Genomic DNA, 26,739 nt, shown 5'->3' with positions numbered 1-26,739 from the left:
ATAACAACAACAATGGGTATTTCACCAAGGCTTGGGAATACTTTGTTTACATTATCTGCGGCTTGTAATAGCGTCGCAGAGAGTACCGCGGCCAAACCAACCTGACGCCCAGCTGAAAGGTCGGTGCCCTGCGTTACAATAAGTCCAGCAACACCGAGTGCAATAATAATTCGTACTGATGATTGCGTAAGAATATTACTCAGGTTTCGTAAGCTCAAAAAAGAAGGTTCTTGAATAACAATAATAACTAATAAAATGAACAGTACCGCATAGATACCACCCGCTTTAAGCAGGTTTATCAGATTGATCTTTTTCATTATGTCCATTGACATGTCCTTATAAATAACGCGCGGCTAAAGCAAGAATTTCACTTTGGGTTGTATCTTTGGTATCAACAATGCCGGCAACCCGTCCATTACTCATTACTAAAATACGATCTGTGGTGCCAAGTAACTCTGGCATTTCGGAGGAGATCATAATGATGCCTTTATCTTTATTGGCAAGGTTAAGAATTAACTGATAAATTTCAAACTTAGCACCTACGTCAATCCCCCTGGTTGGTTCATCCAGCATTAATATTTCAGGATTGGTCAGTAGCCAGCGACCAATAATCACCTTCTGCTGATTACCGCCAGAAAGAGAACCAATATGGGTTTCATGTGAGGGCGTTTTAACACTCATAGAATCGATGACCCACTGAGTATCATTTTTCATTTTTTTATTGCTCAGCAGGCCAAACTTAGTTTTGTATGCATCAACGTTAGCCACGAGTGAGTTAAAAGTAATATCCAAATTGCCGTATATGCCTGTTGCACGTCGCTCTTCTGTTACTAAAGCAAAACCGTTATTAATAGCTTCATGTGCATCACGATTCGCAACTGGCTTGCCATGCAAAATGATTTCACCTTGGCTGAGTTCGCGAATACCAAACAAAGACTCAACAATGTCAGTTCGTTTTGCGCCGACCAGTCCTGCAATGCCGAGTATTTCACCTTTATGTAAATCAAAACTTACATCTTGAATCGAAGGTTGGTTGAGCGAGGTTAAATTTTTGACCTGTAGTATGGTCTCTTTGACGACATTGGTTTTTTCTGGGAAGCGGTGGGTGAGGTCGCGGCCAACCATCTTATTGATGATTTGACTCATGTCCATACCTTCCAATGGGCGTGTCTCAATCCAAACACCATCACGTAATATGGTAATTTCATCACAAATTTCGAAAATCTCCTCCATTTTATGGGAGATGTACACGATACCGCAGCCTTTTTCTTTTAACTTATTGATTATTTTGAAAAGATGACGAACTTCTTTTTCGCTGAGCGAGGAGGTTGGTTCATCCATAATCACAATTTTCGCGTCATAAGAGAACGCTTTGGCTATTTCCAGCATTTGCATTTCTGAGACAGATAAGGTGCCGACTTTCACTTTCGGATCAATATCAATGTCCAATTCATCAAAGATGCTTTTGGTGTCAGAATACATTTTCTTTTGGTCAACAAAAAAACCTTTGGTCGGGTATCTTCCAAGCCAGATATTATCCATTACAGTACGTTGCAGTACCTGATTTAACTCCTGGTGTACCATAGAGACACCAGCTTCTAAAGCTTGTTTGGACGATTCGAAGTTTGTTTCCTGACCGAGGAACAAGATCTTTCCCGCATCTTTTTCATAGATGCCAAATAGGCATTTCAACAGCGTGGATTTACCTGCGCCATTTTCGCCCATTAAAGCGTGAATAGAATGAGGGCGAACCTTTAAACTCACCTTGTCCAGTGCTTTTACACCGGGGAATTCTTTTACAATTCCGGTCATTTCTAACAGAAATTCATTATTTGATTGTGTTGTCATCACGTATTAACCATAGATTTGTAAATGGGGAAATAAACATTCCCCATTTGTTGTTGACAAAAATTAATCTAAATTGCTCTTGTCAATGCCTAGATAAGGTACACGAACGACTCTGTTTACTAAGTTCCACTCAGTACCTTCTGCGGCCGCAAGACCTGTACCTAAGTTACGTGTCATTTCATAGGTTGCTTTTGCTTGATTCGGTGCATCGTTCAATACTGTGCCTGCTAATTGCCCTGAACGAACCATCGCAAGCGCTTCTGCTAACGCATCAACACCATATACTGGAATATCTGTCATTCCAGCTGCTTTTAATGATTCAACCGCGCCCATTGCCATACCGTCATTATTCGCGATGACAACTTCAATTTTGCTGCTATTAGGACCGGCAACCCAAGCATCTACTTTATCTTTAGCCATTGCAGTGTCCCACATGGCCGTATCGAGATGCAGCACTTCAGTTTTATAACCTTTGTCATTTAATGTGCTGATAACATATTTAGTACGCGCTTCGGCATCTGGATGTCCAGGTTCACCTTTAAGCAATACATATTGGATCACGCCATCACCGTTTAGATCCCACTTAGGATTGACTGCCCAGTGTTTAGCAATCAGGTCACCCTGAATAATCCCTGCTTCTTTGGATTCAGTACCAACGAAGTACGCTTTATCATAACTTGCAAGTGCTTTTGCTGAAGGTTCTTTGTTATAAAATACAATCGGTACGTTATCCATCTTCGCTTTACGGATAATGACTGGTGCGGCTGCAGGATCAACGAGGTTAATTGCAAGAGCCTTAACACCACGGGCGAGTAGAATATCAATTTGGTCATTCTGCATTGATTGACTATTTTGAGAATCATTCATCAATAATTTAATATCATCATCTTTTTCAGCAGCTTTTAGAATTTCTTGTCGTACCACAGCCATAAAATTATCGTCATATTTATAGACAGTAAATCCTAATTTGGTATCCGCGACAGCTGAAGTACCGACAGCCATTCCAGCAATTAAAGTTGCTAATACAGTCAATTTTTTCATCGAAAAATTCCTTTTAATAATTAACATTGCAGCGATGATCCGAATTGTTTCAATTCAATTTCATCAAGACGAAAAATATTACATTGATTAATGTTATTGAATTGTGATCTCCGCAACATAATGTAAACGTTTTCACTGAGAGCGGTTGCGAGTTACGCAAACGATGGGAAATGATTTAAATAAAGGAAGGGTGTGATTATTTGTAAGTCTTTGTAACCATTTGTAAAAAAGTGTAATTGTTTATGAATCACTATTGTTCTTTGTGGGCCTTTTTTGTTTGTAACGATTTGTAACGGTTTGTAACACTTCGTATTAATATCATTAACTTGCTGATGGTGGCTGTGCTGATGTTGCATTAGTACGTTTCGATCATGTTACGAAATTTAAGTATTTACAAAAAACGTGTTCCACGAATGCTATTCAATATTGCACTGAAGGGAAATCAAGAATGCTCGGGATATCTAAACGACGTGTGCCATACATGATGTTCAATTTCGTGTTTGGAGATATGATTTCACTCTGTTGAGAGCCAAGTTTTGGCAATTTATAAAAGGGAGTGAACAAATTGAGCTCCAAACTAGCATCAAAAAAGTCCCTTTGAGAGCAGGGACTTTTTCTGTTGTGAACTTACTGCCTTAATACCTGCTGTCAGTAATAACCACCTTCCGGGTTATGAACCTGAGGATCGTCTTTGATAGATTCAAATCCGACTTCAAATTCGTGATTATCCATAAAATCAATAACCTGCATTGTATGTTGTTCGCGATCAATACTGATGATTTGGCCATCGCCTTTTTTACTGGAAATCATCATTCCGGTATGTAATTTTGACAGATCCATAAAACCTCCGACTCTAGTCTGTTCTATTAATTATAGACACCATTAGCAGACTAGAATGCTGTCGTCATAATCCTCGGGGTTCAGCCATTCGAGTTATCGCCTCGGTTTAATTTTATTAGGATGGCTATATTTAATTATCCATTTGTATTTTAAAGTAAATTTGATACTGTTTATGGTATTACTATTGAAATGGCAAGGAGAGTGCGTTGTTTAACTCGATACATCATGTTGCAATAATTTGTTCCGATTATGATAAATCCAAGCAATTTTATACTTCAATTCTTGGTTTGACTGTAATTGCTGAGAATTATAGAGAAGCACGAAAATCTTATAAGCTGGATCTTAAATTACCAAACGGTGATCAGTTAGAATTGTTTTCTTTTCCTAATCCGCCTAAGAGACCAAGTTCTCCAGAAGCTTTAGGTTTAAGACATTTAGCCTTTAATGTAGCTTCAGTAGAGGATGCTTGTGATTATCTAATATCGAAAGGTATCGCTGTTGAGAATATCAGGATTGATGAATTTACTGGCAGAAAATTTACATTTTTTAACGATCCTGATGGTCTTCCGCTAGAACTATATGAACAAGTGGGCATGTAGCATATAAGAATATGCTGTAATGTTAACTGTAGACTTGGATGATTAACTCATGTGTAGAAGTGAGTTAGTCATCTATAAAACAGCCAAAAAAGGATAGGGCGCTTGCATCCAAAATCTATATATCTTCGTCAAAAGTCTCTATTTTACGGGTATACCAAAACAACTGTGTTTATATACAGTCAAAATTAAACACCCGTAAAATCGATACTTTAAGAGTATTATTAACAATAAACTCAATAACATAGCTATTTTCACATGACGCTACGTAAAATCTTAATGCGTAATCAACGTCCTAGTTAGTCTATTTTACGTAGAATCGCTTCAAATTCACGTCTTAAAATCCGATGAGCATATTCAGTATGAAGTTTGGTTCAGCCTTGAAAGAACTAGAATACTTGAAGTCAGATAAAAACATTAATAATCAAACGTCTAAATAAAACCTACGCTATGTGAAATCTACAGTAACTATACTGGGAAAACAATTCAGATTTCACGTAGCGCACAGGTTTTTGATATCAAAACCAATAATTTCAAACCAGACACTTATATTGGGTTTAACACACCTGTTAAGGCAAGTTTAAAATGTTACATCGATAAGAAAGTTACGCTTTTTACCCATATCACTAGTAATAATGTCTATTTAAGGATACGGAATATCAGATGTAGGCAATTAGCTTTAACGCTAAAATATCAGCAATCAAATGTGAGCAATCAAACATAGTTAGCTATATGTAGGTATCTACATGTGGGTATCGATGGTGGCGTGTGGTAGGCTCCTTGAGTGTTTAGTGATGAAGCTGTAAACAAATATACAACTTCTATTAATTCTCTAATCATCTCTAAATTATATATTTTCAAAGATCAATGCGAATTGTCGTGAAATGAGTAACCGCTGAGTGGCGATACCGTATCGATAAAGACGAAAAATCAAATAGTAATATTTTAAAGGATTGTAATATGAACGTGATGTATAAGGATTGTAAGATGAACGCTAAAGGGTTTCCTATTAAGCGTATCGATATAAAATTAACGAAGACGACACCGAGCACTATCACGCCAGTGTCCCTGCGACCACAATTAAAAGACGCAGGATTACCATGCGGTGAAACAGCAACGGTAGCAGAGTTACAGGGCTTCATCGACAGAGGGGTGAAGGAATTTACCCAAATATTAGCAGGCAAGACCGGATTAGCTGCTTATGGATTTAGTGAAACAATACCAAATGATGTACATCTTGCATCGTCTGCCTATGCAGGAAAACAAATAGAAATAAAAATCATTAAACTGGCTACAGGTGGATATGGAGAGTTGAGACTTCTAAAAGAAGAGGACACCGAGGTTAACTATAAACCCTCTGAGACCGGAGCAGGATATAGTAACGAATTATATACTGTGCTTTATGAGGATAACTTCGAATATCTGGAATCAAAAACTGGTCAAGGGGGTTATGTATTTGGTGGACAAAGGAAAGATGCTAAAACTAGGACCGACGAAGTCGCTACCGATGTTGCAATCACAAATCTTTTTGCCGAGGCTGCTGCCTCAGCGGCACAAATATATCCAGTTGCGGGTGGTGTAGATAAAGACGCCATGCAAGCGGTTATGAAACTTACACTCGGTAAAAATTTCGGTGGGATGGCAGCCAGAGATTACTATTACAGAGGGGATAAAAATATTCTGTTAGTTGATGGTTATGACGAGCAAGCGCAGGATTGCAAAGGGATCGGTGCAATTAACCTCTTATACACATTGACCATTCAAGAATATAAACATAAAGCTAAAAATGGTGGGGATACACATGAGGTGACTATTACAATTAGCTCTCGTGGTATGTTCTATGACAACCCTGATGTATTGGAGAGGGACTATAACATGATAACAAACCCAGGTGCAGTTATGGGGAATAGGAGCCGTGGTTCACATCAAGAAAAAGATAATCATCAGAAAGAAAGCAAGAGCGATTTCCCAGTACGCGATGAGGAATTGGAAATCTTTGTTGAATTACCACCGGCAGACAAGAATACATTCAAACATTCACTGCCAACAGCAATTAGTGAAAATGGAAATGTCCAGCGACTGGTTATGTATTCACCAGACTATTTGAATATTGGCGTGCTGGATAATACCCATGGGTCGGCTGAAACGAAATTTGAAAAGACGTTCACACGGGGGTTCTCCAAAGAGTTTAGTACCACTATTGGATATTCAACAACCGTGGAGGCATCAATAGAATTTATTAAAGCCAGCGTTACATTGAGTCTGTCAGCCACCTTTAGTGCGAGTTGGAATGAGTCTCAATCCCAAACAACTACTTTTAGTGTTCCTGCTCATAAGAAAACATTCCTGTATCAAGGCACAATGTTGGCGAGACTTATAAAATGGAACCAGAAAGGACCAGAATCTGGCAACTATGAATATGTCGGTTCTCCGATTTTAACCGAAACGCCCACGGTAATGACATCGGATGAACCAATCCTTGGCGCGGTGAAACCTAAGCCTTAAGATCCGTGATCTAGTCTTTTGATATGCAGGGGAGTCAGTCATTGAAATCAGGTCGTTCATTAAAATACCTTATTTCAAATTGCTTGGTTCCCCTTCTTTTTTAAATATATCCATTATTAAATATGATTTAAGAGCTATTGCTATGATTGCTGATAATAAACCAAAAAATATAATTGACGTGGTGTGTGAACACAATAAAGCTAAACCCCAAGAGGTGTTGTATCGGTTTGTCAGTGGGACTTCTGGGGAGTACCTGAACCTAACCTATTCAGATGTTTATGAGTCCATGTATAACATTGCTCAAAATTTAGGTGATAAGGCTAGCAAGGGAGAAAGAGCCTTACTGATCTATGAAGATTCCGAAAATTTTATAACGGCATTTTTGGGTTGCCTGGCGGCTGGGGTCATAGCGGTTCCTTTATCTGTACCGCGTACGCAAGAAATGAAAAACATTATCAACTACATAGTATCAAATTCTGATTCCAGTTTAATAATGTGTGACAGTAAAACCAGAAAAAAATTGGAAGGGGTATTAACCAATAGCCGTATTAGCTACTTTGAGACCGATGGCGGTTTAAGCTCAAGCAGTAAGATAAGAACACATACAATATTGCCCGATGATATCGCGTTTTTACAATATACATCTGGATCTACCGGGGAGCCTAAAGGTGTAATGGTGACCCATGCAAATATCATGAATAATTTGGATGTTATACGTATTCTATTTGGACACACTACTCATTCTGTAGGTTGTAGTTGGCTTCCTCATTATCATGATATGGGGCTGCTTGGCGGGATCTTGCAGCCACTTTTTGTTGGATTTCCTGTTGTGCTTATGGCCGCGTCCCGGTTCATTCGAAAACCTTTTTATTGGCTTTCAATCATAAGTGAATATGGTGTAACTACCAGTGGAGGTCCAAATTTTGCGTATGATCTGTGTATTAAGCACGTAAAAGAAGCGGATGTACGCTCTTTGGATTTAAGTCGTTGGTGTGTGGCGTTTAACGGAGCGGAACCAGTGGTGAATGCTACCTTGGAAAATTTCAATGAGAAATTTCAAGTCGCTGGATTCTCACCTGCAAGTCATTACCCCTGCTATGGCATGGCTGAAACTACGTTGTTGGTTAGTGGTTTAGGTAGTAACACAGTAAATAATACATTAACAGTTTGCAGACCAAGTTTAAGTGCTGGCATAGTATTGCCTGTTGACGATCATAATGATAATTCCCGAACACTAGTATCCAACGGCATTTGTGCACCAGGTCATGAGATCATAATTGTAAGTGAGGAAACAGGTAAAAAGGTCAAAGAAGGAAATGTCGGTGAAATCTGGGTGACTGGGCCCAGTGTAACAAGTGGTTATTGGAAAAGGCCTGCATTGACAAATAACAGGTTCAAGGCGACAACCTTTGGTAATGAAACGGACAGTGGCCAGCGATATTATCGCACCGGTGATTTGGGCTTTTTATATAGCAAACAATTGTATGTTTGTGGTCGGCAGTTGGACAAGATAATCGTCAGGGGAAGAAATTATTTCGCTGAAGACATTGAGTATGTGTTAACAAAATGTATGGCAGAGCTATATATTACCGCCATGGTGGTTTTTGGTGTAACCAATGGGACTAGTGAAAATTTAATTCTCCTGGTAGAAGTTCCCCGTAATCGATCTATAGACTTTGATGCTTGTAAGGTATGTATCCAATTACGTAGCGCAATCAGGCGTCATTTTAGTTTGGAATTATATGATATTGTTTTTTTACAACCGAGGTCTTTGTTAAAAACCACAAGCGGGAAAGTAAGACGAAAATTTAATAAAGAAAGTTATGCGAATGATGATTTTAGCATCGTCGATAGTTGGCAACGCATTTTTAATGAAAACGATAGTGTCATTGAACAAAAACAGCACTTCTGTTATGTCACATTTTCGGCCTTGGATTCTACTCAGCAATTAAAATACCTCAGGAAATGCATAATAGCGGATATTGCGAGGCACTTAGACTTGGGGCCACAATCGATAGATATGAGCCTATCATTGGGGGCGCTTGGTTTTGATTCAATTAAGATAACTGAATTACTTACCTCTATGGTTGATATTTATAGAGTAAACGGTATATCGGCTCAGATTTTCTATATAAATTCAGTAGAAACAATAATTGTTATGGTGATGGAGCAACTAATAGATAGAATCACAATATACCCAAGTGAGCCTAAAGAATTAATTGAAAGTTAGGGAGGTGGTACTAATTAACCTCAGTTCGGTTTAAGCCATCGCCATTAATCCATTTTTTTGAGAATTGGTAATGTTAAGTGATGGCTTTTCTTATTTTAGGCTGTGTGCAACTAGCCCCCCAGTAGATTTAATATAAAACCATGTAGATCTGAAATTACGGCAATTGATTGGCCTGTTAACCATGAAGTAGGCAAGGGGAATGAGCAATCATTTATCCGCGGAATGTCATCAATGCAAATTGGGCGAGGGCGCAAATCTAAGCTTTATCCCGATGGAAATACCTGAAACTAGGTGAAGCTTCAACTTGAGATATGACCAAACTTTATAATAAAGCAGTCTAACTTAAACGAAATTTACAAAAAAATGAACGAAAAAAAGACATAATTAAACCGGGAACACTTAGTCATACTAATGATTTTATTAACTATTGTTAATTTAACGAATAAATAGCTTACGCTCATTTAGGCGGTGAATTTCCTGTTGAAATGAAGCAATCCATTCAAGACGGCCAACTGCCATATGGAAAGACAACGATTCGATTTACTGGCGGCTCGTTATCTGGTCACGTTGAAGAAAACGTAAATCCCAGATTACTAGCACCAAGAATTGAAAATCATACGAGCATGTGGATTCGAGAAAATGATGACTGTTCAGCACAAATAATGTCGCATGGTCAGCCAGATTCAAACTGAAATTACTTTGAAGTTGAGATCTACGAGAAACAAGAACGGCTCAGTGATCAAGAACCATTTATTTATAAATACGTTGGCCAAGAAGAAGTTTCACGATATGAATCTAAAACTAAACAAGGTAAACGCTGTAAGAATCACAGCCGGTCATTTATTTTATCGTTGTGGTGATCAATGCTTTGCAGTGAGCAGTGAAATCTCAATCGAGTTTGAAGATATTAAAGAATCAATTATATTTCTTCATGAAGAATTACTATCACAAGATTTTACTGATGGTGACGAACAAAACTTCATTGGTTATGCAAAAATATTCGCGTGCTTGAAAGAACTAGAATACTTGAAGTCAGATAAAAACATTAATAATCAAACGTCTAAATAGAACACGCGCTATGTAAAATCTACAGTAACTATACTGGCATAACATTTCAGATTTCACGTAGCGCACAGGTTTTTGATATCAAACTGAAGTACCAGGAACAGCATTTTGATATCAATAACGAAATTTCAAACCTGACACCTCTATCTGGGTTTATACACTGGGTTTATACAGCACTGCGCATAATGTATATTATGTTAAATAAGCATGACCTGGCAATAACTTCATGAACTTGATCAGTAGTTCGTTTTCAAGATAATGCCTCGTATTTAACATCCATCTTATTTACCATAAAGTATATGATATGCATCTAAATGATTACATCATATTTTATCCAAAATATGATGTAATCAAATATATTCACACATATTAAAACACCAGAACATAAAAAATCCCCGTTAACTAACGAGGATTTTAGATTTAGATTAAAAATATACTAACTTATTGGCAGGATATTTCGTCCCACAGATTGTTAGAAACCGTTGGCGTATCCCAAACACCAGGAGCATTTTTAGCAATAAAACACTTACCTATATTTGTTACTATGTCACCGTTGGCTACTTGAGATGCACCATCTTCCCAAATAATGAAATTAGTTGATGACGTATCAACAGGCATTACGCTAGCTGGCGTCGCTGTTACTGCCTTAATGAATAACCATGGTCCACCTGCGTCAGGTAAATCACCTTGTGTCCACCACTTACTTTCATAGATAGACTCTTTATAACTCACTTGCTCACCAGCAGAAGCATAAACTTTACCAGCATCCCAAGCCGCTACACCACCTGCACCGGGATCTGTCGGTTCAGTTGGTATGGTTGGAATTTCACTATCAGGTACTATTCGTACTTCTGGCCAACCTGCATGAGAACCAAAGAAGTTTGTTACACATTTTCCATAATCACCTGGTACTAGAGCTGAATAAGCGGTTTGGAAGCCAACTAATTCACACTCAAACGAAGCACCACCTGGACGGTCCGCGTAATATTTCCAGTTACCATCCCAGTTTGTATAAAGCACATCAGTTGCGCCATTCAGATTAATACTACCGTAGGGTGTTTGTTGAAAACATGTATTTATCTCATCAGACTCAAGAGGAATTTGGTAGTGTGCTGATAACCCTTCCCAGTAACGAATTCGGTTAACTGGCTGTCCTTTAGTTTTGTTTTGCTCTCCACACTCAATCCCGCCATTGATAACGTTGATTGTAGTACCAAAACCATAAGTAATACCGGCATCAGTTTCACGTTGTGATGGAGACCATGTGCGGTCAATAACATGTAACATTGCGGGTTTTGGTGCTTGTGGTGTTAGAAAGAACCAAATAGCAGACGCCAAATTCAGCCAAGAATCAGCAACAATACTTGGGTTATTTAACAGTACGGTCGCATCACCGTCGTACATGACTTCCGAGAACATACCATAGTTAAAGTGGTAAGAAAGTTGTTTAGCACCACGACCAAAATAACCTTGCCCTGCAGAGCATGGCCAACGGGCATTTTGCCAATCGTCCTGACCACAACCTGTCGTGTACCCCTCTTGACCTTCAGACCAGCCCATTTCACGAACGTGTACAAGCGCTTGCTGCCACTCTTCTAATGCTTGCGGGTTGTCTGAAATATTGTCTTTAGCAATATGCCCACCCGTTTCTTGTGAAAAGTGAGCAAATGCAGTAATGATTGATTTTTTACAAATTGCATCTGAGTTACGGCCATCTGTGTATTCACCACAGAATGCAGGGAATTTACCAACCGCACGTAATAAACGTGTATAGGTATATTCAGGAGCCGCCATCTGCGTTAAGAAGTCCCATTCAGTTTGTGGGAAAACACGTTCTAAGCGTTTAACATTGTCTGGATTTGAAGCTAAACCAGGTTCAATAACTTCGACTACAGTGTTAGGTTCTGTGCGTAATGCTTGAGCCCAAATATCATACATAGGGTCTAATGTTTTAGCATCTTCCGCAGCTTTAATTTCTGATTGAGAAACGATAAATCCGGTTGGGTTAAGTGGGTCTTCTTGTGGGTTCATTGCATAACTATTGAGTACAACACCATAGCCTATCAAAGTAGATAGAAATGTACGTTTAAACATGATTTATCCTTAAAGAATGCCAATCCTAGGCATATATCCATCATTTTTCGGTTCATTGAAAAACCAAAAATCCATTCCGAAAAATATCTAATTATTTTAATTAAGATCAATAATCAACTTAATATAATATTTTTTGGATGAGGCATAATTAGCACAACTAAATACCATGTCAATGGTTGTATTATCAATATCTTACACGTGATGGGTTATCACAAAAAGGTCCGATCTGTTAGGGATGGTAAGATGCTGGATTCGGGAGTATTACTGATATATCAATGCCTTGCATAAGCGTGAGTAACGATATTTACGATTACCTAAAATGGGGTAATTGAAATTATAATTCACTAATCTATCCTAATGCAGCCTTTCATATTTATCACCTGGGCCACTCACTATAAAATATGATATTAACCCAAATGATTTTATAGTTTTACCTAAAATAAGATGTAATAAGATGTAATAAGATATAATAAGATATATCTGAAGATATATCTGAAGATATAAAACCAAGCGCCGAACTGGCGAATGGTTTTATAATAGTAGTTACAATGGTTCTGGATACGCGGCTAACTTAGCTTTTATATAATCCGAATGTGTGACGTAAATGAGATCGGCTACTTGTCTAATTAATGCTTCCTCATGTGGATCAATAACACCGTCCGCATAAGCTACATGCCACATTGATTCTATAAGCACATTCCTTTGCTTGTATTCAACATTTCGGAGCTTTGACGTGAACTCATAAATTGATATAGCTTGTTCACTGTCTTTTATGGCAATAGCTAATATCTCGCTTGCTCTATCTTTGTCGATACCAAGTAGTAATGAAAGTTGATGTACTTTCGCAATACTTTCTTTTTCATTAATAGTGCTGTCTGCACTGGCAACTTCACACAGCAATGCCGCCATTGATAATTCAAATTCCTGTTTATCTACAACATTTAGCAACGACGTATCATCAGATAATTGCTTAAACAAATTGTGTAATGCTTTAAACATACATGTATCACTCTTATTAATAGAAGGAATTAGTCCAGTTAGTCACTTTAAGACAACAAGATAGATAAAAAGTTGTAATCAATACCCTACCCCTATATTAGTGTATTTACGCGGCACGTTTGTATACTATTTTTTATAAGTATTTATACACAAAGTCTATTTGTGCGACTAAACAACTGTTTTTTATATCTAATTATTCAATTTGTTTGATTCTTTGTTATTATCCATTATTGCTCTATGGTTTATTTTCAACTTATTCATTAGCCATGAGTCCAGTTACATTTTGAGTATAGATATAAATTTACTTAGGTGAATATGTTGCATTTTAAACTACAACCCAAAATCTTTATTTCGATTATTTACCCACTTTTAGCATTAATCATGTTCAGCTTAATGTATGTTGGTTATTCCGATTATAAGTACATTAAACAAAGTACTTACCAACAAGCTGAGAACAACTTAGATATTGCTAACGAATACCTTAATCAACATTTGAATGCAGTTAACAATCAGTTGTACCTTCTTGGTGAGACATATAAGTATAACTATAATCTAACCGAGTTTTTAGTAAGCGCACAACACTTACTTGATAATGAAACCAAGTACTTGGAGATTGGATTGCTCACGTCTAAAGGTGAGTATTATGCGACGAATCATGTCTATAACGCGGATGCTGATGATAACCGCTCTCGTGTTTGGTTTAGTGACAACATGGATTATGATAAGCCATTCATATCAACACTTTATAAAAGTGAAGATACAAAAAAATGGACTGTGGCGATTGTCTGTTTATTGAAACTAAATAACGGTGAGTCAGCAAGAATTGTCTTAGAACTCGATATTCTTGGACTCTATGACAAGCTATCATTGCTTAAGACATTGATGCATGGTTATGTTTATGCTGTTGACTCAAAAACGGGCGAAATCGTCATGCACCCTGACCCATCTCGAATTTCGACCAAATCAGTTAGTGTTACTCCCGCAATAATTGAGCAAGTCGGCAATAATACCGATTCAAAAAGTACGATTTATTATACTTACCAAGGTCAGGATAAGTTTAGTATCTACGAGTCTGAAAATAAGTTTGGCTGGGTATTGCTTTCAAATTCAAACAATACAGAGATGACCTATAAAGCATTAAATATCGGTGCTGTATCCTTTGCCTTGTTCGCCATTTTAATGGTGATCTTACTGACGTTCTTTATTTCGAATCGTATTCACTGTAAGGGTCAAGTACTATCGGGATCAACTAGGCTGGAAGATATCTATCTAACCTTGTCACAAATGGTGAGTGAATTGATTCATTTTGATAAAATGCTTTTATTTATACATAATCCTTACAACCAACAATTTGAAGAACCTATTCACAACCTGACACTAAGTGAAAATGATGTGCTTAACGAGGTTAGTGATAACAAAATTAACGTTTCTAAAATTGTGAACCCATTAATACCTGATATTTCATCGGCACATCGTTGCGTTCGTATCCCACTTTATAATAAAGGTCAGCTTATCGGTGTTATCTACCTGACAAAGAGTAATTTAAAATCGCTGCATTTTATGAACATCTTTCGTAACTATGCACAAAGTGCACTTATCAATATGCTACTGACTCAGAAGATTCGTAGTGAAGATTCAATGACGCAATTGATGAACAAGGCGTATCTTAGACAGCAAATGGGCAGCCGGATTAAATGTAATGCGCCTGATACTTATCTAGGCATGATCGACCTAGATGATTTTAAAACAATTAACGATACTTATGGCCACTTGTTTGGCGATCACGTTATTATTAAAACAGCAGATATGCTTAAACATTACTTCAATCATAAAGCCGTTACATCGCGGTATGGCGGTGAAGAATTTGCTGTGCTTTTTAATGCAGTTGATGAGCAACAAGCATTTAAAAAATTGGATGAATTTCGCTGTGGAATTGAAACCATGATTGTCAGTTCTGGAGATAAAAAATGCCAGGTAACCGTCAGCATTGGCTTTGCAAAACTACGCACAAGTATAGACATGACAATCTATGATGCTGATAAAGCATTGTATTTAGCTAAAAATAATAGTAAAAATAAGGTATACCAATCAATTGAAATTGTTAATTGATAACAAAAGGCCAAACAATGAGTTCATTACTAACGGACAAGACAAGTGCAACACAATCATTCACTAGTTTGTTGCCTATTTTTGCTTTTATCAAACCATACAAATTAATGGTTTTTTATGCCCTGCTCGCATTGTTAGTTACCGCGGCGGTTAACCTATCGCTTGGCCAAGGCGTTAAATTTGTGATTGATAATGGCTTTATTGCCGGTTCAGAATCACAACTGCAGTCCGCTATTATTGTACTCGTTATGCTTATTACTCTCCTTGCCATTGGCACATTTAGTCGCTTTTATTTGATGTCATGGTTAGGTGAACGCGTAAGCGCTGACATACGAAAAGCGGTATTTAACCAAGTTATTAAACTACACCCGAGTTATTTTGAAGAAAATAGAAGTGGTGAAATCATGTCAAGATTAACGACTGACACCACACTGTTACAATCTATTATTGGCTCGTCATTATCGATGGCGCTTCGCAGTGTGCTGATGCTCATTGGTGGCTTAATCATGTTACTCGTGACCAACATAAACCTAACACTTTGGGTCGTGGCTTCGGTGCCTTTTATACTCGTGCCTATTTTAATTTATGGTAAAAAAGTAAGACTGCTAGCAGCAAGTAGCCAAGATGCAATTGCAGATATTGGTACCTACGCTGGTGAAATAATTCAAAACATCAAAGTCGTACAAAGTTATACTCACGAAGACACTGAGCAAGCGTCTTTTGCGAATGAAGTTGAAAATGCATTTTCAGTCGCAAAAAATAGAATTAAGCAGCGTTCATTGTTGATCGCAATTGTCATCTTCCTGACATTCGGTGCGATTAGCATTATGTTGTGGATTGGCGGCATGGATGTACTCAATGGCAAGATGACCGGTGGTGAGTTAGGTGCATTTGTTTTCTACGCAGTTATGGTCGCGATGTCTGTCGCCACAATCTCTGAGGTTTATGGTGAACTGCAACGTGCAGCGGGTTCTGCAACGCGGTTGTTAGAGTTGCTTGAGGTGACAAGTAAAATCCAAAGTCCAGAAGTGCCGAAACAAATTATTAATGATCACGTTAATATTATCGAGTTCAAAAACTTGGATTTTTATTACCCTTCACGTCCTAATACGGCTGCTTTGAAAGCCATTAATTTAAAAATACCAAAAGGAAAAGTGATTGCTTTAGTTGGCCCATCTGGTGCAGGTAAAACCACTTTATTTGAATTACTACAACGCTTTTATGACCCTCAACGTGGTGAAGTTCTGTTTAATAATATTAATATAAATGAGTTAGAACTGAATGAAGTACGTAAACGAATGGGGATGGTCCCGCAACACCCGGTATTGTTTAGTTCCGATGTTTGGCACAATATACGTTATGGTGATCCGAGCGCGTCGGATGAAGCGGTAATTAAAGCAGCGAAACTCGCTCATGCTCATGAGTTTATTGAACAACTTCCTGAAGGTTATAGCAGCTTTTTAGGTGAGCAAGGGGTTCGATTATCCGGTGGCCAAAAGCAACGTGTTGCCCTCGCCCGTGCTATTTTGAAAGACCCCGAAGTATTGTTATTAGATGAAGCAACAAGTGCGCTTGATGCCGAAAGTGAGCACCATGTTCAGGCTGCACTCGAAGAGTTAATGCTAAATAGAACAACCCTTATTATTGCCCATCGTTTATCAACAGTTATAAACGCTGACCTTATCTTGTTGATGGATAAAGGCGAAGTGATAGCACAAGGCACGCATAATGAGTTGATTGAGTCATCGGCATTGTATCGTCGTCTATGTGAATTACAGTTCGATAACGTAGCTAATCGAGCTTAAGTTAGCTAGATCTTAATTTTTATAATGAATTAATTTGGGGAACTTGTAGTTTGTTAGCCACTGTCTACTATTAGGAAGTAAGACGTAATATCGATAACATAAATCCCTGTATCCACTTATAAAAAGAGTAGGATAAATATGACTAAATTAATTTTAATGATCACGTTCATCATCGCTTCAGCTACATTCAGTGTTAGCGCAACTGAAGGACAAGGTTCCGGTGTATTGGGACCAGAAGTAAAATGCACACTACAGGATGGCACTGTAATTAAGACCTATGCGCAAATTTGTGTTGCGCGTAAAGGCAGTTAGTTGTCAGATAAATCACACCATAACGCTATCAAGCATCAATTAGTACAAGCTTAATATTCTTGTACTAATGAGTCATTTCATTTAACGCCGTTTTGAATTTTATTTTGTACTTGCTCGTAACCTGTTATATAAGCAGCAGGTAGCGATATCACTGGGCCAAATTTACTGTTAGCTTTCTCTTGTAATTTGATCTCAAGGTCATCGTTATTGTTTACTGATTCAGGCATAGCGAATGAAAATACCTGGTCATAAACACATAATTCGTCGCAGGTTCTAAATGTCGCGCGTTCTTGTTTAATCTTCACCGATTCCAATCCATTGATAGACACGAAACTGTATTCAAAACTAAAGTCTGTGTGTTTAACTAATAAGTTGACTCGTGTATCTATCTGATGCATATCATTGCTGCTTTCTCTGCCATACATGTAAGCGTCAGCTTTAAACAGCGCTTTTGTTGTACCCGGCTCAGGTGGGAGCGTAATTGTTGGACCTGTTAATCGCTTACCTTCCCAAGTCTGAGTTATAGAAACCATGTTTTTAAATTGTTCAGCACTCGCGTGTTGATAAGTATTCGAACAAGCCACAAGTGTGAAGGGTAATAGGAGTAGTGCCAAAGATTTTAGTTTCATCTTAATCGTCTCTCGTTATAGGTCTGATAGTGTTAATCATAAGATTGTTTAGTATGTAATATAGCGACAAAGGCAATTGAATTAATATCCAATCACCTTTTAATTTAAGTCATTATAACGTTAGCTTATTTAGCTATTCTACCGAAGTAATACGGCTAAAACGTTTACCGTCTGGCGATACTGTTCTTAATTCAGCAGTTGTTACATAGACAGGTTTCGTCCATGTCGTCCATGTTGAACCTGAGTCAGTACTGTATTGCACTTCTAAACCAGGGAACGCGACGTTGGTGATCAGCTTACCTGATTCAATTTTACCACCTGGTACTGGTAGGCGATATTGAACACCCGTTTTGTCTATTTTAGCAAGTTCACGCTGACCAATGATGTTTGCAAATTGATTCCACTCAGATTGTTGTTTATTTGCGTCAACAAATGTTGTTTCACCACCTTTGAACTCGCGGTCTTTGACGTAATCAAGTTCCCATGACGCTTTATGCCATGCACGTTCTGCTAACGGTAAGATACGTGGGTAAACCATGTATTCAAATTGGGAGTCTGTACGCACTGTTTCACTCCAAAGTTGACCTGAAATGCCATTGTAACCACGATTTTGAGTGTCGCCTTTTATGTTGAAATTATTACCGTCACGGTCTTTCGATGTTTCGGCGTTCTGAGGTAAATTATTCGGTGAGAATTTAAATACCTTTTTGCTGTCTGTATAACGTGTTGCCCAGTAATAACCACGCTCTTTCGAGTTTACTTCATATGGGAAATCGAAATACAGGTAATCAGGGTGCGACTGTACAACTTCAAAGCCTTTTTCAGTCATATGGTTAGACGTGTTAGCCCCGCCCCAGTATAAAGTTTCCCATACATTAGCGACAGCCGTTAAAGGCAAGTCTTTAGCGTCTACACCTTTAAGCCCATCTTGCCATAACTGCGTTTTTTCAATGCCTGCAGCGGCAATAATGTTAGCCACTTTCTTCACAAACATTGGACCAAGATCGTGTGGTGTTTCTAGGTTGTCATCTGCAGCTATTTGCGCTACGCATTGCGGTGATTTAGCCCAAGGCATTGATTCTTTAGTTAAGTCTTTATCACCTTTCCAACTCGTTGTGCCACCAGTCTGTTCGAAACCGTTACCGAGGTGAATGTTCTTAGCTTCATCACCACCCATGTGCCATGTTTTTAATGGTTGGCCCGCTTCTTGGTGCATCGCTTGAACTTCTGCGATCACTTTACCGATGAAGTTATAAGTGGAATCCATACAAGGGTTTAAGATACCGTCATTGTAGAATTGAATCGTTGTATAAACAGAGTTATCATCCGGATCGGTTAAGCGATATTCGGTTGCTTTTTCGATGTCAGAGTCTTTGTATTTATTGTAGCGAGCTTCCATTGCCACAACACCTGCACGCGCATGGGCTGGCATATCGATTTCAGGAATAACTTCAATATTACGTGCCTGAGCATATTGTACTAGCTCAATATAATCAGCTTTGGTTAGATAACCAGTACCTCGATTGTCCGACGTTGGACCTGAACCCAACTGAGGTAATAAACACGTTTTTTCCTCTAAATCATGACAACGTTTTGCGCCGATATCAGTTAACTCAGGTAAACCAGGGATCGCTAAACGCCAGCCTTCATCGTCGGTTAGATGTAGGTGGAATTTATTCATTTTATAAGCACTCATCTGATCAAGTAAGCGCAATAGTGACTCTTTACTGTGGAAGTTACGTGCTATATCAACTTCCATACCACGGTACTCAAAATTTGGTGCATCTTTCACACTTACCTGTGGAATACGTTTGTTTGATGAAAAGTCAGATGGGATTAATGAAGCAATAGATTGTAACGCATAGAGTGCACCAGCATTATCAAACGCGAGCACTTCTGTCCCCGCATCGGATATTTCAAGCGTGTAGCCACCTGATTTAGCGAATTCATTGGTTAATTGTTGCGGTGCAATAGTGATATTAACAGGGTAACTACCTGCTACATTTACACCAAAGTTTTCGAATCGGTGAGTCACAGCGTCCAGTGAACTCTGTTTCATTGCTGGTGCGTTAATTTTAATGCCTGCGCTTAAGTCAGCAAAGCCTGTTACTTGGTCATCTTGCCAAACTGGTGTTGGAATGATTTTGTTCGCTATTGAAGCCGCTGATAATTGTGATATCGCTTCGTTTGTATCAAAACGGGTATTCGCGTTCATCACGATGTTGTTATCACCGGCATGTCTTTTTAGATTTTCACCCGTTAGCGGTGTAATTATTTGTGACATATCTTCCGTGTCAGTATTACTGATAACCTTCGGCTGTGCATTCTCTGCTGTTACATAATAACGAGGCATTACATCTGTTTCGAATAATGACCAATATTCAGCAATGAAGTTAACATCAACAGTTGAATTAGCGTCAAAGCCTTTAAACTCTGCTGTTGGCGTGAGTTTGTGTAAATCACCGTTGATATGCTCAATGGTAAACTCTGGAGATCTCACTTCTAGAATACGTCGAATACTGTGGAAGTATATCTCCCAATCGGCTGACTCAATCGCAGAGCCACTGTTCGTGAGTTGAATTGTTGCCTCTTGGCAAGCCGCCCATTCAGCACCTAATTGCTTGCATGTTGCTGCAGTATCACCTTCAAGCTTTTGATTTACGACATAAGTTACTTGAACAGATGTGGAAATAGCGTCGACGATACTTTGTGTTGTAGCAACTGGAGATGTAGTAGTACTACAACCAGCTAATGCCACACTTAACCCAAGTGCTATCGTTGTTTTTTTCATATTCGGCCTTCCTTTGAATGAAACATTTAAGCTAAAGCTAAAGTAAAACTTAATACGCACTGTAAAGTAACTGAGGTGATTTACTATCTTGATTTCCATTTCATGTGACAATTATCACTAATATAATGGGTTTTATAGGAACTTATGCGATTAATGTCATTTAAACCAAAATATTAAAATATGATAAGCAGTGATTTATTACTGAAAAGGGCTAAGCACACGTCATCACACTAATCTGCCAGTTAACATATTAGTAACCATTACGTAAACTGATCAAATAAAAGCAATGTTCCACTATCTTTCTAACCCCATTAATTCAATCGCTTGCACAACACGCTGACCGAAGTGTAAATGCATTGTATTATCTATGTTTCATTTTCCATTGGGTTTAAACTGAGTTCGCCCTGTAAATTATTAGCGTAAATTAATCATTTTAATTAACTGTAAATGCGACATTAATCATTGTTTATAGTTTTTAATTGAAAACATTGTGATTTTTATCACGACTGAGACTAACTTAATTTGTTTCGCGAATTAATATGGGTAGACTTCGAGTTATTAAGTTCAATATCAATTAACGAAACAAACCAAATAGCATTTACATCTACTAAAAGGAATTTAAAATGAAGAAGTTAAGTCTTACTATGGTCGCCGCAGCAGTTTCAACTGCATTGTTGTCAGCTGGCGCTAATGCATACGTATTAGGTACCGAAAATACAGGCAATGTTGAAGTGTACGGTGTTGTCGCTGTTTCTGCGTATGGTCATACTGGTGATGATGTCAACGTTACTGATTACAAAATCGAAAATGAAACCCGTATCGGTTTCCGCGGCAGCAAGCAAATGACCGACGGTATCAATGTCATCTTCCAAGTTGAATCGGGCTATACAGATGTAGATGACTGGGCTGGTGGCGGTTTAGGCTTCCGCGACACGTTCGTTGGTATTGAAGGTGATTACGGTAAAATAACAGTTGGTCGTCAGCTAACTCCTATGTATGAAGTGGTTGATTGGCCTTTCACAAACCCTGGTTTAGGGCGTGTATTTGACCCAGCTGCTACCGGTGATATTGCTTATATGTACGACCGTACTGAATCAATTCGTTATTTCGTTCCTGCGATGGGTAATCTGAACATCAATGTTGCAACGGGTCGTGCCGGCAGCGGTGAAAATGCCCATTGGTTCGGTGGTGCCGCTAAGTATAAAGCGTTTGATGCAATCACATTGCATGCGACTTTTGAATACGGAAACAATCGAAAAGTAAGTGATGCTGTTACTGCAGGATTTGAATTTGATCCAACAACAGGCGATAAAAAAGTGGTTGCAGCAAAAGATGGTGTCGTAACTGATACTTTTACTTATCTAGTTGGTTTTGAAGCGCCGATTGCGAGCACGGGCATTAGCATCGCTGCAGCATATAAATATGGCCAGGCTGAGAATGTTGCAACCAAAAATGTAGACTCACAAGGCTCTTACTCTGTTGTTGCACAATATTGGAATGGCCCGCTGGGTATTAAATTAGGTTACGCTGCGACTGAAGACGTTGAGTCAGATGACAATTCAAATGTAAGTAAAGGTGCTTCAGTTACATCATTACAAGTAATGGGTGTGGTTAACGGCTTTGTTCCTTACGTACGTATAGGTATGACAGATCAACTTGGTTGGGGTGCAGATCCACTTGAAGACCAAGAAATATTTGCTCGTGTAGGTCTTGAATATGGTTTCTAACAGTTCGACCCTTATATAGCAAAGAAACATAGATAACAAAAAACCAGCTGCATATGTTCAAATTTGTAGCTGGTTTTTTAATTTTACGTACTGATATTGTTCATCACTTAGCCTGGTATTAGTTTCATGAACCAATAAAGTGATTATCTGTACTTTTATCCGTACTTTTTATCTGTAAATGGACGTTTGATCAAGACGTTATTGATTTTTAAATCTAGAATACGCAGTGTATTTCATTTTCTATCTAGGTTTATTCATGAAAAAATTATCTACAAAAAAAAGTTTAGAAGCAAAAAAGAGAAATAAAATAATCTCAATAGCCGTTTTGTGTATCGCTGTTGTTATTACTGCGCTGTCATTTACGTCTAAAGAGTCTATAAATATTGATCAACATCTATATAGTCAAAATGATCTTGTTTTCGGCAATAAATATGCAAAAGTGACTATCGTTGAGTTCTTTGACCCTGCTTGCGAGTCTTGTCGTGCTTTTTACCCTCTCGTTAAAAGCCAATTAAAGAAATATAAGGGTAAAGTGAATTTGATTGTTCGACCTGTCGCATTCCATAGAAACGTAGGCCCAGTTGTTGCAGCGTTAGAAGCGACTAAAATGCAAGGTAAATTCTGGGAATCACTTGGTACTACGCTTAATTATCAAAGTCGTTGGGCTATAAATCATGTTGCCAATGTGGATTTATTATACCCATATCTTCAGGATGTTGGTGTTGATATTGAAAAGCTAAAAGTTGATGTTAAGAGCCCCGTTATCGCTGAGAGAATGGCGCAAGATGCTCTGGATGCTAAAACATTAAAAGTATTAAAAACGCCTACATTTTATGTGAATGGTACTGAGTTGAAAAAATTCGGTGCTGAACAATTAAAAGCACTTATTGCCAAAGAGGTAAGCAAGGCTTACCCAGGAAAATAACGGCGTAAACTCACACAATCTAAATAATGTGTCACAGTAAACGTAAGCATAAAAAAAGCCCTCAACTGAATTGAGGGCTTTTTCAATTACAAGCTAGTAACCTGCATCGTAATTTGTATTAATACATCAGATATGAATTAAGTATGGTATAAAATCTTGACAATATGATAACCGAGATTACGTTCTATACAATATCTTAACGATGTGCCAACCATGCTTGGTCTTCACAAGATGTGGTGTAAGAATTTCAGCATTGAAACAAACCTTGTCGAAGGCGGGAACCATCGCACCTTTTCTGAACTCTCCTAAATTACCGCCATCCTTCTTACCTGATGGACAAATCGAATGCGACTTGGCAAGCTTCTGAAAGTTTTCACCCTTCTCGAGTTTTTTCAATATTTCGTATGCTTTATCTTGGTGCTTAACTAAGATATGCAATGCTGCAGCTGTTTTCGCCATAACTAATTCAACTCTAAATAAATAATTTACAATCGAGTATTTTAACACAATCAATCCACCAATACCTATAGTCTTAATCTACCAGCGCTGGTTACTGGTTATAGAAAGCGCAGAAACAACAACTAAGACCAGTTTTTAGTGAGTAAATAGTCGTTTCAAATGAAGCAGTGTGCCAATATTAACTTATAAGAGGTATACTATTAACAATTTAATTCATCATAGCTTTCATTTATTAAAGGATAAAATCGCACATGGCAGTTCATCCAAGAGCCGGTCAAAAGGCATTAAATTCAGATCTTTGCAACATCCCTGCACTTGTCTCAAACTATTACATCAATAAACCTGATGTAACTAAAATTGCTGAACGTGTCGCATTTGGCACATCTGGTCACCGTGGTAACGCTTTTGCATCTTCTTTTAATGAAGACCATATCTTAGCGATTAGCCAGGCTATTGCTGAATATCGTCTTGAACAAGGTATTACGGGTCCTTTATTCATTGGTAAAGACACACACGCATTGTCCGAACCGGCGAATATCTCGGTTATCGAAGTATTAGTGGCAAATGGTGTTGATGTACGCGTTCAAGCGGATGATGGTTATACACCTACGCCGGTTATTTCACATGCTATTTTAACGCATAACAGTCAGAGTGAAATTCAAGCTGACGGCATTGTTATTACACCATCACACAATCCCCCACAAGATGGCGGCATTAAATATAACCCGCCACACGGTGGACCCGCGGATGGCGATGTAACAAAGATCATCGAAAACCGTGCTAACGATATCATTGCCCAAGGTTTAACGGCGGTTAAACGTATTAGCTTTGCTATTGCTATCGAGTCTGCGCATTATCAAGAGATTGATTATGTATCAGGTTATGTTGATGATTTAGAAAATGTGCTCAACCTTAAAGCCATTTCAGATGCGGGCATTAAAATCGGTGTCGATACGTTAGGTGGCTCTGGTTTTGCTTACTGGGAAGTGATAGCTGCGAAATATAATTTAGATATTGAAGTAGTAAACGATCGCGTTGACCCAACCTTCTCATTTATGTGTCTAGATAAAGATGGCAAGATCCGTATGGATTGTTCATCACCTTATGCGATGGCAGGCCTGATTAACTTAAAAGATGACTTTGATATTGCCATTGGTAATGATCCAGATTATGACCGTCACGGTATTGTCACTAAAAGTGGCTTAATGAATCCAAACCATTATCTTGCTGTTGCAATTCAATACTTATTTACCAACCGGACCAACTGGCCTGTCAATGCGAAAGTGGGTAAAACGCTAGTATCAAGCTCGATGATCGATCGCGTTGCAGCAAAAATTGAACGCCCTCTTTGTGAAGTGCCGGTTGGTTTTAAATGGTTTGTTGATGGTTTGCACACTGCAGAATTTGGCTTTGGTGGAGAAGAAAGTGCCGGTGCTTCATTTTTACGTAAAGACGGTACCGTTTGGACAACGGATAAAGACGGCATCATTTTAGCGCTACTGTCTGCAGAAATTCTTGCCGTGACCGGTAAAGACCCAGCGCAGTTATATGCTGAGTTGACTACAGAATTCGGTTCACCCGTTTATAGTCGCATCGATGCCCCTGCTTCATTTGAAGAAAAAGCGATTCTTGCTAATTTATCACCAGAGTCCGTTCAGGCTGAAACATTGGCCGGTGAAACAATCACGGCTAAATTAACCAACGCACCTGGCAATAATGGTAAAATTGGTGGTTTAAAAGTAACGACTGAAAATGGTTGGTTTGCGGCTCGTCCATCGGGTACCGAAGCTATTTATAAGATTTACGCTGAAAGTTTCAAAGATGAAACACACTTAGCGTTAATTTTGAGCGAAGCACAAGAAATCGTGTCTGCAGCTTTAAAAGCTTAAATAAACATCACCCATAATGAATAAGCGTAAATACTTAACCAGTGAGTATTTACATAAAAAAGACTGATTGACTCTTTTAATATGTAAGAGTTAATTAGTCTTTTGTTGTTAACAATGCATTAACCTTACTTGCGCATAATTAAATACGTCCATTAAAGTTGAACACCCTGTCACATAATTGAGCGGTTTTAACCTCTATTTTTGCTTGATCCTTATCAACTCAAAGATGAAAAGTTGGTTTTTTGAACAATATTTATTGATCTAAATCAATCGACTTTCAGAGTGCTGTTTTTAGAGCATTTTTAACAATATAACAAACAAATTCCGCTGTTAATGTTACGTAAAATCGCGTACTATCCCCGACTGAGTATGACTGTCAATTTAGATTACTTAGATTTACACATATTCTTTTTGGGTATTCACGCATCAACAGATGTTTAATTATTCGTAGCACCGGAAGCAAAATATGAGCTCTCATTCACCTATAAAAACTGACTATAACTATAAAGTTGTACGACAGTTTACTGTGATGGCTGTTATCTGGGGTATTGTTGGTATGTCAGTAGGTGTGCTAATTGCAGCACAGCTAATTTGGCCTGCACTAAATTTCGATACTCCTTGGTTAACTTATAGCCGTCTTCGTCCCCTACATACCAATGCAGTAATCTTTGCATTTGGTACTTCGGCCCTAATGGCAACATCTTTTTATGTTGTTCAACGTACGTGTCAAGCTCGCCTATTTGGTGGCATTTTACCTGCGGTTGTATTTTGGGGTTGGCAACTTGTTATTATCTCTGCCGTTATATCATTACCACTTGGTTATAACACGTCAAAGATACGCCGAACTTGAATGGCCGATGATATTTTATCACTTT

General features: G+C 38.4%; 18 protein-coding genes and 2 pseudogenes. 11 read left to right on the top strand and 9 right to left on the bottom strand.

The genetic code is table 11. The annotated features are described in order from the left end of the window. The 4 genes and pseudogenes from mglC to PE36_RS20335 all read right to left on the bottom strand — a co-directional run. Positions 1-326, bottom strand: a pseudogene (gene mglC / locus PE36_RS20350) (beta-methylgalactoside transporter permease); the annotation flags it as partial. Between the two features lie 10 nt (positions 327-336). Further along, positions 337-1,848, bottom strand: coding sequence for a galactose/methyl galactoside ABC transporter ATP-binding protein MglA (mglA, locus tag PE36_RS20345; RefSeq protein WP_006033978.1), 1,512 nt, complete (start codon positions 1,846-1,848; stop codon positions 337-339). 63 nt (positions 1,849-1,911) lie between these two features. After that, complete coding sequence (gene mglB, locus PE36_RS20340; RefSeq protein ID WP_006033977.1) at positions 1,912-2,889, bottom strand: galactose/glucose ABC transporter substrate-binding protein MglB; 978 nt, start codon at positions 2,887-2,889, stop codon at positions 1,912-1,914. Between the two features lie 648 nt (positions 2,890-3,537). Then, complete coding sequence (locus PE36_RS20335) at positions 3,538-3,729, bottom strand: hypothetical protein (RefSeq protein ID WP_006033976.1); 192 nt, start codon at positions 3,727-3,729, stop codon at positions 3,538-3,540. A 206-nt stretch (positions 3,730-3,935) separates the two neighbouring features. Between PE36_RS20335 and PE36_RS20330 the strand changes: the two genes are divergently transcribed. From PE36_RS20330 to PE36_RS20315, 4 genes are all read left to right on the top strand, one after another. After that, on the top strand, positions 3,936-4,328 hold the full coding sequence (locus PE36_RS20330; RefSeq protein ID WP_006033975.1) for a VOC family protein: 393 nt from the start codon (positions 3,936-3,938) through the stop codon (positions 4,326-4,328). Between the two features lie 984 nt (positions 4,329-5,312). Then, positions 5,313-6,830: a hypothetical protein gene (locus PE36_RS20325; RefSeq protein WP_157517829.1), complete on the top strand. Its 1,518-nt coding sequence runs from the start codon at positions 5,313-5,315 to the stop codon at positions 6,828-6,830. 142 nt (positions 6,831-6,972) lie between these two features. Then, entirely contained in the window at positions 6,973-9,060 is a 2,088-nt protein-coding gene (locus tag PE36_RS20320; protein WP_006033973.1) for a fatty acyl-AMP ligase, read from the top strand. 789 nt (positions 9,061-9,849) lie between these two features. Continuing rightward, on the top strand, positions 9,850-10,128 hold the full coding sequence (locus PE36_RS20315) for a hypothetical protein (RefSeq protein ID WP_006033971.1): 279 nt from the start codon (positions 9,850-9,852) through the stop codon (positions 10,126-10,128). A 438-nt stretch (positions 10,129-10,566) separates the two neighbouring features. Here the strand turns inward: PE36_RS20315 and PE36_RS20310 are convergent, their stop codons facing one another. Both PE36_RS20310 and PE36_RS20305 read right to left on the bottom strand, forming a co-directional pair. After that, complete coding sequence (locus PE36_RS20310; protein WP_006033970.1) at positions 10,567-12,219, bottom strand: chitinase; 1,653 nt, start codon at positions 12,217-12,219, stop codon at positions 10,567-10,569. Between the two features lie 543 nt (positions 12,220-12,762). Beyond that, positions 12,763-13,218 carry a TerB family tellurite resistance protein gene (locus tag PE36_RS20305; RefSeq protein ID WP_006033969.1) on the bottom strand — a complete coding sequence of 152 codons (456 nt, stop codon included), beginning with the start codon at positions 13,216-13,218 and terminating at the stop codon, positions 12,763-12,765. 315 nt (positions 13,219-13,533) lie between these two features. On the opposite strand from PE36_RS20305, the gene PE36_RS20300 reads away from it, so the two are divergent. From PE36_RS20300 to PE36_RS24640, 3 genes are all read left to right on the top strand, one after another. Beyond that, positions 13,534-15,327, top strand: coding sequence for a sensor domain-containing diguanylate cyclase (locus PE36_RS20300; protein WP_006033968.1), 1,794 nt, complete (start codon positions 13,534-13,536; stop codon positions 15,325-15,327). A 17-nt stretch (positions 15,328-15,344) separates the two neighbouring features. Next, a complete protein-coding gene (locus tag PE36_RS20295; protein ID WP_006033967.1) occupies positions 15,345-17,132 on the top strand; it encodes an ABC transporter transmembrane domain-containing protein in 1,788 nt (595 codons plus the stop codon). 138 nt (positions 17,133-17,270) lie between these two features. Next, complete coding sequence (locus tag PE36_RS24640; RefSeq protein ID WP_006033966.1) at positions 17,271-17,444, top strand: hypothetical protein; 174 nt, start codon at positions 17,271-17,273, stop codon at positions 17,442-17,444. Between the two features lie 77 nt (positions 17,445-17,521). Here PE36_RS24640 and PE36_RS20290 read toward each other — a convergent pair whose 3' ends face one another. Both PE36_RS20290 and PE36_RS20285 read right to left on the bottom strand, forming a co-directional pair. Continuing rightward, complete coding sequence (locus tag PE36_RS20290; RefSeq protein ID WP_006033965.1) at positions 17,522-18,073, bottom strand: hypothetical protein; 552 nt, start codon at positions 18,071-18,073, stop codon at positions 17,522-17,524. A 133-nt stretch (positions 18,074-18,206) separates the two neighbouring features. Further along, positions 18,207-20,864, bottom strand: a complete 2,658-nt coding sequence (locus tag PE36_RS20285; protein WP_006033964.1) for a beta-N-acetylhexosaminidase — start codon at positions 20,862-20,864, stop codon at positions 18,207-18,209. 623 nt (positions 20,865-21,487) lie between these two features. Here PE36_RS20285 and PE36_RS20280 point away from each other — a divergent pair. Both PE36_RS20280 and PE36_RS20275 read left to right on the top strand, forming a co-directional pair. Further along, positions 21,488-22,591, top strand: coding sequence for a porin (locus tag PE36_RS20280; protein WP_043994911.1), 1,104 nt, complete (start codon positions 21,488-21,490; stop codon positions 22,589-22,591). A gap of 256 nt (positions 22,592-22,847) precedes the next feature. Continuing rightward, a complete protein-coding gene (locus PE36_RS20275) occupies positions 22,848-23,516 on the top strand; it encodes a thioredoxin domain-containing protein (protein ID WP_006033962.1) in 669 nt (222 codons plus the stop codon). 177 nt (positions 23,517-23,693) lie between these two features. Here the strand turns inward: PE36_RS20275 and PE36_RS20270 are convergent, their stop codons facing one another. Next, entirely contained in the window at positions 23,694-23,975 is a 282-nt protein-coding gene (locus PE36_RS20270; RefSeq protein WP_006033961.1) for a peptidylprolyl isomerase, read from the bottom strand. Positions 23,976-24,226: 251 nt separating this feature from the next. On the opposite strand from PE36_RS20270, the gene pgm reads away from it, so the two are divergent. Then, the gene (pgm, locus tag PE36_RS20265) at positions 24,227-25,864 is read left to right on the top strand and encodes a phosphoglucomutase (alpha-D-glucose-1,6-bisphosphate-dependent) (protein ID WP_006033960.1); all 1,638 of its coding nucleotides are present in this window, start codon (positions 24,227-24,229) and stop codon (positions 25,862-25,864) included. Between the two features lie 466 nt (positions 25,865-26,330). Continuing rightward, positions 26,331-26,739: pseudogene (locus PE36_RS20260) on the top strand (cbb3-type cytochrome c oxidase subunit I); the annotation flags it as partial.

This window comes from Moritella sp. PE36 (genome assembly GCF_000170855.1).
Taxonomy (GTDB): Bacteria; Pseudomonadota; Gammaproteobacteria; order Enterobacterales; family Moritellaceae; genus Moritella.
This window is presented reverse-complemented; position numbering and strand designations above follow the sequence as displayed.